This is a genomic window from Macrococcoides goetzii (assembly GCF_002742385.2).
Classification (GTDB): Bacteria; Bacillota; Bacilli; order Staphylococcales; family Staphylococcaceae; genus Macrococcoides; species Macrococcoides goetzii.
In genome coordinates, this window is record NZ_MJBI02000003.1 from 298,141 (window position 1) to 313,906 (window position 15,766).

Sequence of the window (15,766 nt, forward strand, 5' to 3'; positions counted from 1 at the left end):
GTAGTATGAAATCCATCTTTTTATAATCACTTTTTTGCCATCACCAATGAAAAGAGTTAAATAAAAACTCAGATTTACATCTGAGCTGATCAAGCAATTGTACTGCTATAAAAACAACAACTTCTCTCCTTCTAACTGTTTCATCATTTTTAAGAATTCTTCATCTTGTGACAATTGATTAGCGATTTCATCGGCTTTTTTATCTATCTCAATATATTTATCTAAACCTAATTTAGCTGGTTCATCCTCTTCAGCAAGTTCATAAATAATTTCTAATGTAACACTTATTGGATAATATAATTCATAAAATTGCTTCAACGCACGCATATTTCGTGTTGTTACATATTCATCTAGTTTTTTGAGATTAAAGTGTTTCTTCAACCTTTTCAAATCTTTTTCTAAATCTTTTACTAAAATATCGAAATCAAATATATTATCCAATAAATCGTCATGTTCATTCTCAACAATAGTATTTAACATCGATTCTATTCTTTCTAATCGCCTTTCAATACGATACTGATTTTCTAATATTTTATCTAATTTATTGTCGTCCATATTCCTCATAATGAATACTCATCCTCACTTTATTCTACTAGTTTCAATATTCCTAAATGGTCCTGAACGATTTCGTAGTCGTCAAATTGAGATAATAATTTATTCAACCCTTTATCTTTAACACGAATATAATCCTGAAGCTTGATCATCACAACAATTATCGCTATCGTACGACGATGACTCACACCCTCTGGAAGGTTTTGAAGTAAGTCTTTCATTTCATGATATAAATCATCCGGAGAATCAATTGAATCCATTAACACTTTTACATGACTTAATATATATGTCTCTGTAATTTCATTACAAGTTGTCGAGATAGATAAAAATCTACGCATATAACTTAAAAGTTCTGATGCCTTGAAATTTGATAACACTTTTTCGTGTACGTACATCAAATATTCATGAATTTGAATTAAATGGTCCTCCATTTTACCTAAAGTATCTCGACCAATCATAGGCATTGTTAAAATGATAGCATCCATCATCCATTCGAATTTATTCTCCTGAAAGTGTATTTCCAATTGTGGCATCAATAACGACTCAATTTCATTAAGTATTTTCTTTCTGACTGAAACTTTTTCTGTATCATCTGCATTTCTATTAAATATCTTTTCAAGTTCGATTACATACTGATTGATTGATAGAACTTCCAAATGATTAAATACTTTAAAATCTTCAAAAACTTCCGGATAATCAATACATGCGCGTTCAATAAATGCTCTTAACTCTTTCGCTTTCATCATTTTAATGACATCCTGCATTGCTTTCCTTGTAATATAATCCATGTAGCACCTCTACATTATACGTTGTTATGATATATTATATATAAATTATGATACTTGTCTTTGGCTTAAATATTTATTGAAGTAATTATATCATTTGAAAAGAAAAAGAAAAAAGCTCAAATCATATTTGTATGACTCGAGCTCGAATTATAATATTTAATGTCTCCTCCACTCCAGGGCGGCTACGATTACACGTAGCTTATGGTCGCAATCATACGAATGCGGGTCACGCTTGCTGAAGAATTACGAGTGATAGAAATATTATAGCATATTTTATTACGTTAATCTTCTATAACAATCAATTAAAACGGTAGATCTTCATCCATCTCTTCCTCTAAGTCACGTAAAAATTTTTGAAATAAATGATTATCAGCATATTTTTCCTGAATTAAATCATATTTAAATGACACATCAACGTATTCTTCAACTGGTAAGTCCTCAAATTGCTCTTCACTCGTTATATTTGCTAAAACACTAATTCCCTCATCGACAGGTATTGCATAACGTAGATAGTTTTGAATTTGTTTCATATTATTTTTCTGCATGAATTCATCAATTTTATCAATATTGACTTCAGTCTTTAATTTCTTATAATGTTTTTCCAATTCATCCAAAATAAAATCTACATCAAATAATCCTTCCTTTTGACCGAAAGACGTTGCAAGATTTACAAGCAACATTTCAATATTCTCTAATCGTTTTTCAATACGCTCCTGATTTTCTAAAATTTGATTCAACTTTTTTTCAGTCATATGAAAACCTCATTTATCACTTATATCTATAAATATAAATTACTTACAAGAAAATAAACATAATTTTACTAGCATACTCAAATAGATAAATAATTCCATAATGTAAAAAAAATGTATTATAATAAAATAGAAATAACATTATAGGGTTTAAAAAACGCCAGAAAAGAGGGATTTATAATGAAGAAAGCGATATTAAGTTTAGGGATTGCAACAACTTTACTGATGACTATGAACGGTGTGCAAATCGTTGATGCTAAGACAACAACTGCTAAATCAGTTAAGCCTTATTACAAATGGAACGGTTACACTGGATATAGCTATCAATTTGTAACAGATAAACATTTCATTAATGCTGTGAAACAAAGTAATGTAACAATTAATGGATGGAAAGTAACAACACAGCTCGGGAAAACAAACCTAAAACCAGTAATTAAGGCGTATCATGATTTTAAGTATAAGAAAAAGTTTGATAAGAAATATTTAGTGAAAAAACACGATACTGTTGCATTTAAAAAAGACGGAAAAATTATCGGCATATATTTACCAGTTAAAAAAGGTAAAATTTCCATACAGACAATTGAGAAAGCATACCTTGGCCAGGTAGCTACAAGAACTCAATCAGACGACTCACAAATTACAGGCTTAGCTGTGCCTACAAAGTACGGCGAAATATCATTCTCTTTCGATCAAAAAGGTAAAGTGACGGATATCTTCCTCTTTGCTAGTAACAGTGATAAAGTAGATTATTAATTAGATTCAGCGAAAAACCATTAATTCTTCTCCTCCTTTTACCTGTATAATGACTTGTGTACGAGTGGATTATATTTTATAAAAAACGCTGTAAGTTCGGTTAGATATACTAACCTCGCTTGCAGCGTTTCTTGTTCATCGATACATTAAATATAAGTGGATTTCAATTATTTAATCAGACTTACGGCATATTTCACAGTCTAGATATATATTAAAATCCCGAAAACTTATAAATCGTTTTATATTCTTTCTCACCATCAATTAAAGGTGGATGATTTGAATTTACACTATTCGGTTCAAATTGTGTTTCTAAACACACACCAGCATGTTTGTTATAAATCGTACCATTCTTACCATGTACATCATCCAAACCATTTGCGGTATAAAGCTGAATACATGGACTATTTGTATAAACATCCATTTGTATACCAGTTACATCACCAATAAGCGTTGCAGCTTTCTGATGAATATCACTACTATTTAAAATAAAGTTATCATCATATTCATCCGTCTTATCTTCTGAAATCATTCTTAAATTAGTAAAGTCCATGTTCGTATCCGTCACATCTAATTTTTTACCTGTAGGAATACTTTCATCATTTAATTCACTGTATTTATGACTATTCAGCCATAACTCGTGATGTAGAACGTCACCACTATCATGCCCATTTAAATTGAAATAACTATGGTTCGTCGGATTAAATACAGTTAATCTGTCACTTCGACCTTTGTAAGTCACTTCTAACGCATTATCGCCAGAAAGTGCATATGTTACTTCCATCTTTAATTCCCCAGGAAATCCTTGATCTAAGTGAGGACTAAGTAATGAAAAAGTGATGCTATATTCATTATGAGATACAACATCCCATATTCTAGTATAAAACCCGCTTGAACCACTATGAAGATTATTATCACCTTCATTAGATTCAATATTAAATTGTGTACCTTCTATGTTAAAAATACTATCCTCTATTCTATTAGCATTTCTACCAATAACTGCGCCAAAATAAGTAGAATCATTTTCAAGGTATTGCTTTTCATTATCAAATCCCAGGACAATGTCAATTTCCTGATCATTATGAGGAACCATGATTCTTTTAATGATTGCACCGAGATTTGTTAATTCAATAGTTATATTGTTATTTGATAAAGTATAAATGTTATTTAATTTAGAATACTTCACTTCAATTCCTCCTGCTTAAAAAATAAGGAACAACTTAATATTAAGTTGTTCCCTTTTAGAGATTAGGCAAACTTGTTCTCTAAATAATGTTCAATTTGCTCCAATGTCTTACCATTAGTTTCATATAATAAAAATTTCGTAAATAATAAACCGATAACACAACATCCTGTGAATAAGAAGAAAATATTACTTAATCCTATAGTCGATAATAATATTGGGAAGAATAAAGCAACAACAATATTTCCCAACCAATTCACCATAGATGCTATACCGGTCGCTAAACCTCGGACACTTCCAGGGAATAATTCACCTACTACAATCCATGTAACTGCAGCCCATGAATAAGCATAGAATATAACATAAAGGCAAATAAGTATAAATACTAAAGTAATAGCCCAATTCTCACCTTTACTAGTATATGGATAAATTAAGCCGACTAGCAATAAACAAGTTCCCATGCCTATTGATCCTGACATGAATAACGTTCTTCTTTTGAACTTATCTACAAATAATAAGGTAACTATAGTAGCTAGTACAAATACTACTCCTACTCCAACAGTTGAGATAACTCCACTAATTGTTGACCCAAAAATATCACCAAGTATTTGAGATGAATAATAAAATATTGTATTTGCACCTTGTATTTGTTGTAAGAATGTTACACATGATCCAACAAAAATTGAAAATAGAATTGGTTTCGTAAATTTAACTTTAGTATTATTCATTTTTCTTTCTTCATACATCTCTACAATTTCCTGATATTCATTTTGAGCTGCCTCTTCAGTTCTAACTCTTAATAAACTTTTTAAGGCGCCAGCTCTATCACCTATATTAACTAGATATCTTGGAGACTCTGGTAATACAAAAGATCCAAAAAATAATACTAATGCGGGAACAATTGCTCCACCTAACATCCATCTCCAACCTTCATCTATATTAATGAATGCATAATTTACGCCATAAGAAATTAACATTCCGACCGTAATCATTAATTGATTTAAACCGGATATTTTCCCACGAACTTCTGGAGGCGATATTTCTCCCATATACATTGGTACCAAAGCCGAGGCTGCACCGACAGAAATACCTAGAATAAATCTGGCAATGATTAATAAATTCGTGTTAGTAGAAAACGCACATCCTAATGAACCTAAAGCAAATATTATGGCTGCAATCATAATCATTTTTCTTCGTCCAAGTTTATCTGCTAATGGTGCCATAGAGACAGCACCTAACATTGCACCTAAGAACAATATCGATGTAATTGTACCTTCTAATAAAGGAGTAAGATGCCAAGTTTCCTTTATACTTGGTAATGCACCATTAATAATTCCAATATCATATCCGAATAAAAATCCACCAAAAGCACCAAATGTATATATTAAACTTGTAGACGGCTTTTTAGAATTTGACATAGTTATTACTCTCCTATCACAACAAAATCTAAATCAACAAGATTAGCAAAAGTAATCAATTGAGATTTAGTAACTTTTAATGATAGTACAGTATGATGTCCTCCACCGTTTTCAATCCATTGTTTAACACCATTCTTAAAGTCAGGTTTAACTTTCCAGATTACTCTGGCTACTGGTAGTTTAGGAGCTTTTTCTGCAACTGATACAGCTTCGATATCATTGATAATCAACTTGAAATCATCACCATCATCAATTAACGTAGCTACGATACCTTCTCCTGTTTTGCCATCGAATACCATTCTTGCAGGATCATCTTTCCCACCAATTCCTAATGGCTGAACAACAATCTTAGGTTTTTCATTAGATAATGTCGGATCGACTTCTAACATATGTGAACCAAGAATTAACTCGTTCCCTTTACTCATATTATAAGTATAGTCTTCCATAAAACCTGTAGCTTCATTTTTAGCTATTATTTTCATAAATCTATCTAAAGCTGCTGTTTTCCAATCTCCTTCACCAGCAAATCCAAAACCTTTTTCATTTAAACGCTGTACAGCTAGTCCTGGTAATTGTTTCATACCATATAAGTCTTCAAAGTTTGATGTGAATGCAGAATAACCACCTTGAATTAAGAATTTTTCAATAGCTACTTCATATTTTATTTGTTCTTTAACTGAAGCTATAAAATCATTTTCAGCAATATCTCTTAATTCGAAATCATATTTTTCTCTATATTCTTCTAATAAATTATTAACTTCTTCTTCAGATACTTGTTCAACCAATGCAACTAAGTCGCCAATAGCGTAATAATCCACGGTCCAGCCAAACTTAATTTGTGCTTCAATCTTATCACCGTCAGTTACGGCAACATTTCTCATGTTATCTCCAAATCTTGCTACCTTGATATTAAAACTTTCATTATATGCATAAGCTACATTCATCCATTCTTCTATATCTTTGATTACATGTTCATCTTTCCAGTAACCAACGATAACTTTGTTATTGATACCTAATCTTTTATTGATATATCCATACTCTCTATCTCCATGAGCAGATTGATGTAAATTCATATAATCCATATCAATTGTATCCCATGGGATATCTTCATTAAATTGTGTTACTAAGTGTAATAAAGGTTTTTGTAACAGTTTAGTACCTCTAATCCACATTTTTGCTGGTGAAAATGTATGCATCCATGTAATTACTCCTTGCACATCATCTTGATAGTTGACTTCTTTCATAATTTTTGTGATTGTATCTGCAGTTACTGCTAATTCATCATAAAGTTCAACTTCAAATGACAATTCAGATTTATTTAGATGATTAACAATCTTTTGTGCATTTTCTTTAACTTGAGTCAGTGCTTCTTCTCCATAAAGATGTTGAGATCCCACAACAAACCAAAATTTTTGTTTACTCATATTAAATCTCTCCTTTTTTATTTTGTCCATAATAAGCATTTTTACCATGTTTTCTTTGATAATGTTTCTCTGAAATATGCTCTGGTAATTTCTCAGGATTTGTTTTAATTATTTTTGTCAGAATATTCATCTTACATACTTCTTCTAAAATCAATGAATTAGTAACAGCTTCTTTTGCATCTTTCCCCCAAGTAAAAGGAGCGTGGCCATGTAATAAAATACCTGGCATACTCAAATAATCAATACTTTTACTCTTTATCGTTTCAACTATTACTTTTCCTGTATTTAATTCATAATCATCTTCAACTTCTTCTGCTGTTAAGTATCTAGCACATGGAATAGAGCCATAAAATGAGTCAGCATGAGTAGTTCCATATACTTCTACATCATTACCACTCTGTGCATAAGCAGTTGCCCAAGTCGAATGTGTATGACAAACTGCACCAACTTCCGTATTTCGATATAAATATGCATGCGTTTTCATATCTGATGATGGATTTAAATTTCCTTCGACAATGTTACCTTCTAAATCACAAACAACTATATCTTCTTTCTTCAATTTTTCGTATGGAACACCACTTGGCTTGATTGCAAATACATTTAATGCACGATCCACTTGACTTACATTACCCCATGTTAACTTTACAAGATTATTAAGTGGTAAATCTAAGTTAGCATTAAGTACTTTTTCTTTTAATAAATCATACATTCTTATCACCACTTTTCAATAAATTATCTGCTTCTCTTTCTACTGATAAATATTTTTTATAATCTTCTAAATAATTATTGAAATTAGCTTTCGCATCTGAATTCACATCTGATGAAACTATATCAACATCCGTAAAAACTTCTTCTTTTAGATATTCTTCAAGTGTAAAATTTTCTTCATGTATAAATTTTGATAATACTGCGATTCCCCAGGCACCGCCTTCGTTAGAAGTTTTCATTGTACTAACGTTTGTATTTAAAACACCAGCTAAAATATCTTGTGCAACTTCACCAGAATTAAATATTCCTCCATGAGCAACGATATGTTTAATATTCTTTTTTTCTTCCTGTGTTAAAATATCCATACCGATTTTCAAAGTAGCAAATGAACTATAGATTAAACTCTTCATCAAATTAGCAATATTAAAATTTGCATTCGATTTTCTTAATAGCATTGGTGCTCCAATATCAATATTTGTAATATTTTCACCTGAAATGTATCCGTAATTTATTAAATTCCCAGTATTTTCATCAGCGATTAAACTTTGATTAAATAATATGTTATAAAGCTCTTCTTTTGAGTATTTATAATCAAATAAGTCTAAAAGTTCACCAAATAAATTTACCCATTCATTGATTTCACTTGTACAGTTATTCGTATGTACCATTGCAACCGGTTTTCCAGTTGGTGTTGTAACCATATCTATTTCTGGATGCAGATTTTTAAGTTGGTCTTCCAAAACAAGCATTGAAAATGCACTTGTTCCTGCTGATATATTACACGTTCCAATTTCAACTGAATTAGTTGCAACCATACCCGTTCCAGCATCACCTTCCGGTGCACAGAATGGTATACCAGCAATTAAATTTGAATCTGGATCTAATAATTTTGCACCATCTGGAGTAAGCTTACCTGCAACCTCTCCCGCTAATTTTATTTTTGGTAGAAGTGAACTAATATCGATTTCAGAATTTTTAATTAATTCATTATATTTTTTTACAAACTTTTCATTATAATCTTTTGATTTTTCGTTTATAGGAAACATTCCAGAAGCATCACCGATTCCTAAAACTTTTTCACCAGTTAAATACCAATGAACATATCCGGATAAGGTAGTAATAAATTCAATATTTTTCACATGTTCTTCGTTATTTAATAATGCTTGGTGATAATGTGCAATACTCCATCGTTCAGGAATATTAAATTCAAATAACTTAGTTAGTTCTTCAGCTGCTTGATTTGTTGTTGTATTTCTCCAAGTTCTAAAAGGTACTAATAAATCATCATTCTTATCAAAAGCAAGATAACCATGCATCATTGCACTAATACCAATTGATTTAAATGTGGTAACTTTCTTCCCGAATATTTCTTCTAATTGTTCAACTAAGTGCTTGTAACTTTTTTGGATTCCAATCCATACATCATTAATACTGTATGTCCAGAAACCATTAATAAATTTGTTTTCCCACTCATAAACACCTACAGCAATACTTTCAAAATCGTCATCAATAGCTACACATTTAATTCTAGTAGATCCGAATTCTATGCCTAATGACATATGGTTAAACAAATCATCATTATATTTTGACATTCTTACACCTCCATGTAATCGTTTTCTGAAATCGTTTACAACATCATTTTATCCCTCGTATACGTATATGTCAATAATATTATTGTTAGATATTCGTATATGTTGTGAACAAAAAAAGACTTTGAATCGTTAAGATTCAAAGTCTTAATAAGTTATATTGATTTTACTGTTGATCTTTTTATTAAATGAGTTTTCAAAATGGTTTCTTTCTCATTATCAGGCAATACATTATTTATTAGTCTTATCAAATTATGTGCTGCAATTTGTCCTAATTCTTCCTGCGGGTGATTAGTTGTTGTTAAAGAAACATTTTCCAATCGACTTAAGCTTGAATTATCTTCACCAACAATCGATATATCTTCAGGCACTTTAATATTATTTTTCTTTAACTCATTCATAATAATATAAGCAATTTGATCATTATATGTAACAATTGAAGTACAACCGATTTCTTTGTTAATAATTTTACTTGTTAAATGCATAATTTTTTCATTTTGATTCTCTGTATTGTACAAAATTATATTTTCATCATTTATTATCATTTTATTCAGTTCTAATGCCTTAATATATCCTTTCATTCTGAACTTACCTTGGATATCATCTTCTTTTGTAATAATAACAATATTTTCATGTCCATTTTCTATTAAATGATTCGTAGCTAAAAAACCTGACTGAACGTCATCTACACATACTGATGGTTCATCCATTTCTTGATATTTAGCATTGATAAATAAGAAAGGTATTTTTTTTTTCTTCAATAATGAGTAACACGAAAGATTAACATTAAACTGATTACTTTTTGTTGGCTCAATTATAATGCCTGAAACATTTTGTTGAATCATTAATTCAAGCGTTTGTCTTTCTTCAACTGGATTATTATTCGTAGAACTTAAAATTAAAGAATATCCTTTTTCTTTTAATACTTGCTCAATTCCTCTTATGATATTCGGAAAAATATAATCAGACATATATGTAACAATGACACCTATATTTTTATTATCCATCGAGTTAGATTTAGTATATTCATCAATTACAAAAGTACCGACACCTTTTTTCTTTTGTACATAGCCTTCATTTACTAATACGTTGATTGCCTCTCGAACAGTATGTCTACTGACTTTAAAATTATCTTGAAGTTGGTTTTCAAATGGAAGCATATCACCGATTTTATATTCATTATTTAATATACTCTGTTTAATCAAATTAGCTATTTTTTGATATTTTGCTTCCTTCATATAAATCTCACCTTTTTTCCATCTATTATTAATCATATTAATGATAATAAACTCTTGTATATAAGACAAACAAATTTTTAATTAGTGAGTAAAATAAAAGATCTTAACTCAGATTTACTTAGCTAAGATCTTAATAAAATTATTTACAAATATTTATTTTTTTATTTTTTATATTATTACATATTTATTATAGATTAATCCCAAAATCTCTAAATGATTTAAGCCAATAAAAAATATCCAAATATCAATTACTACAGCCAGCAACAATTTAATTTCGATAATAGTAACTATCGTTTGTCAGAATACCACTCTACAATACTTTCGATTTTTTCTAAGTTAGCCAAGCGTGATTTATATTTATCTATCTCTGCAATATAACCAGATGTTACACCAAACAATGCACCAGTTAAAGCTCCAATCGTATCAGTATCTCCACCAAGATTGATTGCTGCAAAAACGCCTTCTTGATACGTTTCATGATTCAAGTAACAATAAAGGACCGCTTCTAAAGTATCTACAACATAACCTGTTGATCTTATTTCATCGATATGAAGAATCTTTAATCCATTAAATATTCTATAATAATCAGAATAATCCTTACCCAGCTCTTCTAATTGTATTTGAACATGATTTATTAAGTCTGATTTATAAATATTACTTAACAATGCTTCTAGCACTAAAATATAAATCATACAGCCCATTATAGATCTTTCATGCCCATGTGTGAGTTTGCTATAATCCGATACCACTCTATATTTATCTTCAATTGGTAAATCTAAAGTCTTCTTAACAATTGGTGCAATTCGCATTAAAGAGCCATTCCCGTTATCATATTCACCCGATAAGCCACAGTCTGTAGCACTACGCTTCAAATACTCAAAGTTTTGACAAGCCTCATGCGTTGTAATGCCAATATCAAATGTTTCTCCAAATGGCGTCATATAATTTCTATAATCAAAATCTGCAAACTTTTGCATCAAGTCATCAAGTGTACTGTTTTCATTCATATGTTCAATCGTACATAACAATAAAGAAGAATCATCCGACCAAGTACCAGGTGGTAAATCGTATGTTCCATAACCAATCATATCATTGACTTCAAACGTACCCCGTGGCTTAAATTCTACTGGTACACCTAAAGCATCACCAACAATAAATCCGTAAATCATACCTTTTAACTGATTAATCAAACGGATCAGCTCCAATGAAATTCATATTAATTTTTCAAATAAACTGTATTATTCATTTATTCTATTCTTTATCTTTTCAATCCAACTTGTATTAAATAAGTTGATAAAAACAACCTCAATTTTTGAATTTAAATTTTCCATGTTATTTGGACCAATCTTTTTACTAATAAATACTTTTTCATTGTATAAATTACTTTGCGGATAGAGTAATACCACTTTATTAACATCTTTACCATAATGTTTATACCTGGAATTGTATGCATACATTTGATATAAATCACTTTGAGCTGGTCCATTTGCATTTAATATCTTCCACTTTGTATCTACTATTGTAACAAGTTTCGTTTCAGAGTTTTTAATTATCATATCCGGTTTCAATCTATAATGCTTATTTCCAGATCCGTCATCATCAAATAAATAATATCGACTATCTTGTAAATATACTTCATGATTTGAAAGGTGATTCTTAATCATATGTGCAACATAAGATTCAAATACCTTTTCCATTGGAAACAGTAGCGCATAAGCCAAACTATTTCCAGTAAACGATGTAAAAGATTTTTTCTTCAGAAATATTTCTGCCCAAATGATAGATTGATCATAATATGCATACTCTCTATTTTTCTTTATCTTTTTGAAAGTATTATCTACATCACGTATTGAACTCACTGAATCAAAATAATGTAAGTACATATTTATCATTTTTTGATTATGACCATTTTTAGATTCTTTCTTCAAAAATAACAATGTGCTTTTTATGATTTGATTTTCCGGTATATTAATGTCAAATTCATCAAACTTACTATGGAATCTCGTTTTATTAAAACTATTCAATTGTATTTGCTTTTGTATGTTTAGCTTACCTTTTAAATATGATTCATTTTGTTCTAATACAATATAATCAGACTTTAAACCACGTTTAATAATTACATTTACCTCTTGTAGAAACATAGCAATAAATATTTCTATTAAGCTATTGTCATTAATACTTAAATGCGTCATTTCAAACGCTTTACCGTTAATTTGTTTAAAGGTTGATAGCATCTTAATGAACAGTTTTTTCATATCATTTAAGTCATGTTGTCCATTTGCTATTTTAGGTAATATCTCAATTGTTAATCCTGATTTCGTCTTTAATACACCAACAAAATTATTCGCTTGGACACCGTTTCTAATGGGTTTCAAGTATTCTTCAATGCTACTTAGTGATTTATCTTTCTCATTATTCTCATCTATGAATAACTTTAATTCATTAATATCCTCTTTCGTAATTTGAACATTATCAATAACATCACCTGCATAAATTCGACCATATTCGGTAATTGTAATATTTCTAATTTTATTCATTTTCTATCTCTTCATATGTGATTACATTTCGAATGAACTGTTCAAATACTCCAATCGAGACTTTATTATTAAATTCATAAATGTCTTTATCTTGGTCATACCAATCTTCTATTAAACGATGATCGAACACATTATTTAGACTCTCTTGCTTTTTATTAATATAAATACTATCTACATCATTTAGAATCGCTTTTATCTTTTGATAGCCATCAAAGAAGTATTCTTGAAGTAACGGAATAATTTTATTTTCAAATCTATATTGTAAATCTTCTAATGACTCAATATTTAAGAATAAGGCATGTCCAAGCATATGGTCTCTATCATATAAATACTGGATGCGTTGATTCATAGCATCCATAATCCCAGCAATATCAATATCACCGATAGCACCATCTTCACCAACATTCTTTCTTACTATTTCAGAATCCGGCATCATTTCAACAAAATCAAATCTTCTACGAATCGCTGTATCTATCGTAGCTAATGATCTGTCTGCTGTATTCATTGTCGCTAGAATATATACGTTGTCAGGCACGCCAAACTTTTCACCTGAATAAGGCAATGTCACTTGCATACCTTTCCATTCGCCATCAATGTAACTAATACGCTTATTCACTTCAATTAACGTTATAAGTTCACCAAGTATCTTACTAATGTTCCCGCGATTAAATTCATCAATAACAAACAAGAAATTATTACTGTTCCCCTGCTCTTTATCACGCATCGCAGCTTTACAGAATTTTAAGAAGACGCCTTCTCTAACTACATAATTAATGACGTCATTCTCTACCTCTGCACGTATACCTTCAATAAAATCTTCATAGCCAAATGACTGATGGAAAGTAATAAATTCATAAAATTGAGTCGAAGCATTGTTATCTATTTTTGGATCTTTAATTTCTTCTGCTTCAGCTTTCCCTACTTCAGTCAATTGCCATTTGTTATTTACCTTTTCAAAATAATCTGTACCTCTTCGATAGACGGTTTTTGTACTTTCATATGTTGAATTCTCAATAACTGTCGTACTAATTGTTCCATATGGCGCTTTACTATTCTTCGTTTCAGCATATTTTTGAATAATCTCAGTATTTTCGATTTCTTTAATAGACATCGGTTTATATCCATTTGATCTAAACGCTATGTAAATAGCATGACGCCATCCTATACCATCAAAGTCGTATTTGACCACTTCACTTGTCTGATTATCCAGCAACTTCTTCTTATATTTCTCAACAGAATAAGTTTTACCTGTGCCGGGAGGACCGAATAAAATAGTATTTAATTTATTATCCTTTTCCTCTTCTTCAACATTTTCATCTATAACTTCTTCATCAACCGCATCTGTTTGCACTTCATTCATATAACAAATTTTTAAAACATCGTCATCCTTACCAAACTTATTTATCATACCTTGGATTAAAACCATTACGTCAATACCAGCTATAGAACCAAACCAAATTGACTGATTATCAAATTTGATTTCACCAATGCCCATAACGGAAGATGCACCTCTTATTTTTATCTGACGTTGCACATCTTCTTTGTTTCTATACAATCCAATTGCATTTATAAGCATTCTTTTAAAGTAATCTTTTTTAACCTCTGGCAAATCTGGATAAACATCGTCTACAGTAATTTCAATATCATCGTACTTGTCTATCTCCAAATGCATAGCAATATTTCTCAATAAATCTTTCCATTTAATATTATTTTTAGATGTATCTTTAACATCATAAGAATGTTCTCTAAATGAATATGCTAATAACTTTTTCTTTTTTAAGTCTTTATAAAATAATTTTAGCGGTTGATGCTTTGCAATTATTGTTTCAGTCATTTCACCTTCCTTCGTCACAAAGTGTGACCAATTGGGTGTATTAATTGCCATACTATAATCTTGATCCTTTTCATTTAATGCAAAAGCTACAAGTTCTTCAGCAAAACGACCACCAATTAAATCCAGTTCCCAAACACTATTTCGACCTGTATAGAAATACCATAACTTTTGTTGATCCGAATAATCATGAATCCAGTTTACTTTAACGGTATGACCATCATCTTCAATTCCTTCAATAATACCAGCAGCTATTATTCGCATCACTGAAGCAGTACGATCATTTACATTAGGAAAAGGTAAGTTGTTTTTCTTTGTAAATGTTGATTTAAGAAAAATGTAGTCCCCAATTCTCATTCTTTCTAAATAACGAAAAGCTTTTTTGTAATCACTATTCTTTTCATCACCAAACCAACCAATACACCAGTTACTATTCTTAATAAAATCTTGCGGTTCATCAAAACCATTTTGACTTCCTACACAGAAATAACGTTTTGAGTAATCTATAGGCATAATGAATCCTCCAATATAAATTATTTAGATATAAATATATTATAATAATATACTTAATTTAGTTTGATTACTTTATTAAAATACAGGAAAACTAATATATTCAATTACAATTTCAATTATTAAGAATCATAACAATTATAATCGAAAATTATAATTGTTATGATATACTAAAGAAATTCTTAAAACAGTTTAATAGTTAAAAAGTAAAACACAATGACAAATATAAGTTTGCCATTGCGTTTTATACATTTATTATTGATTTTGGTTAAAACAAACCTTTTTTATACCCTTTTAATATTCGAAAATTTCAATTGCAAGTTAGCCACAACATCCAAATTAATAGAGATAGTAGCTTAATGGTTCACTTAATAATCCTTCGGATTTTAATGACTTCAGAAACAGGTATTTAGGTGTTTCGTAATCTAGAATTTTTCTGGGATAATTGTTCATCCAGTTTTGGATACGATAAATTATCTCATCAGATAC

The 15,766-nt window shown here is 30.0% G+C and carries 13 protein-coding genes and 1 pseudogene; 1 reads left to right on the forward strand and 13 read right to left on the reverse strand.

All coding sequences use genetic code 11. From position 1 onward, the window contains the following. Positions 1 to 105 precede the first annotated feature (105 nt). From BFS35_RS09445 to BFS35_RS09455, 3 genes are all read right to left on the reverse strand, one after another. Positions 106 to 555, reverse strand: a complete 450-nt coding sequence (locus BFS35_RS09445) for a hypothetical protein (protein ID WP_099581340.1) — start codon at positions 553 to 555, stop codon at positions 106 to 108. Between the two features lie 29 nt (positions 556 to 584). Next, a complete protein-coding gene (locus BFS35_RS09450) occupies positions 585 to 1,340 on the reverse strand; it encodes a hypothetical protein (RefSeq protein ID WP_099581342.1) in 756 nt (251 codons plus the stop codon). A 302-nt stretch (positions 1,341 to 1,642) separates the two neighbouring features. Continuing rightward, positions 1,643 to 2,092 (reverse strand): hypothetical protein, encoded by a 450-nt coding sequence (locus BFS35_RS09455; RefSeq protein ID WP_099581344.1) that lies wholly within the window; start codon positions 2,090 to 2,092, stop codon positions 1,643 to 1,645. 177 nt (positions 2,093 to 2,269) lie between these two features. Between BFS35_RS09455 and isaB the strand changes: the two genes are divergently transcribed. Further along, positions 2,270 to 2,842 carry an immunodominant staphylococcal antigen IsaB family protein gene (gene isaB, locus BFS35_RS09460; RefSeq protein ID WP_099581346.1) on the forward strand — a complete coding sequence of 191 codons (573 nt, stop codon included), beginning with the start codon at positions 2,270 to 2,272 and terminating at the stop codon, positions 2,840 to 2,842. 211 nt (positions 2,843 to 3,053) lie between these two features. Here the strand turns inward: isaB and BFS35_RS09465 are convergent, their stop codons facing one another. The 10 genes and pseudogenes from BFS35_RS09465 to BFS35_RS14305 all read right to left on the reverse strand — a co-directional run. Continuing rightward, entirely contained in the window at positions 3,054 to 4,025 is a 972-nt protein-coding gene (locus BFS35_RS09465) for an aldose epimerase family protein (protein WP_158554294.1), read from the reverse strand. Positions 4,026 to 4,087: 62 nt separating this feature from the next. Then, a complete protein-coding gene (locus tag BFS35_RS09470; RefSeq protein ID WP_099581350.1) occupies positions 4,088 to 5,440 on the reverse strand; it encodes a sugar porter family MFS transporter in 1,353 nt (450 codons plus the stop codon). 5 nt (positions 5,441 to 5,445) lie between these two features. After that, a complete protein-coding gene (gene araA / locus BFS35_RS09475) occupies positions 5,446 to 6,864 on the reverse strand; it encodes an L-arabinose isomerase (protein ID WP_099581352.1) in 1,419 nt (472 codons plus the stop codon). Position 6,865: 1 nt separating this feature from the next. After that, complete coding sequence (gene araD / locus BFS35_RS09480) at positions 6,866 to 7,573, reverse strand: L-ribulose-5-phosphate 4-epimerase AraD (protein WP_099581354.1); 708 nt, start codon at positions 7,571 to 7,573, stop codon at positions 6,866 to 6,868. Next, complete coding sequence (locus BFS35_RS09485) at positions 7,566 to 9,164, reverse strand: xylulokinase (RefSeq protein WP_099581356.1); 1,599 nt, start codon at positions 9,162 to 9,164, stop codon at positions 7,566 to 7,568. The genes araD and BFS35_RS09485 overlap by 8 nt, the downstream gene beginning before the upstream one ends. Before the next feature lie 152 nt (positions 9,165 to 9,316). Continuing rightward, entirely contained in the window at positions 9,317 to 10,399 is a 1,083-nt protein-coding gene (locus tag BFS35_RS09490; RefSeq protein ID WP_099581358.1) for a GntR family transcriptional regulator, read from the reverse strand. A 287-nt stretch (positions 10,400 to 10,686) separates the two neighbouring features. After that, complete coding sequence (locus BFS35_RS09495) at positions 10,687 to 11,589, reverse strand: ADP-ribosylglycohydrolase family protein (protein ID WP_099581360.1); 903 nt, start codon at positions 11,587 to 11,589, stop codon at positions 10,687 to 10,689. Positions 11,590 to 11,637: 48 nt separating this feature from the next. After that, the gene (locus BFS35_RS09500) at positions 11,638 to 12,936 is read right to left on the reverse strand and encodes an McrC family protein (RefSeq protein WP_099581362.1); all 1,299 of its coding nucleotides are present in this window, start codon (positions 12,934 to 12,936) and stop codon (positions 11,638 to 11,640) included. Next, on the reverse strand, positions 12,929 to 15,280 hold the full coding sequence (locus BFS35_RS09505; protein WP_205757156.1) for an AAA family ATPase: 2,352 nt from the start codon (positions 15,278 to 15,280) through the stop codon (positions 12,929 to 12,931). Before BFS35_RS09505 ends, BFS35_RS09500 begins: the two co-directional genes overlap by 8 nt. Before the next feature lie 336 nt (positions 15,281 to 15,616). Then, positions 15,617 to 15,766: pseudogene (locus BFS35_RS14305) on the reverse strand (IS30 family transposase); the annotation flags it as partial.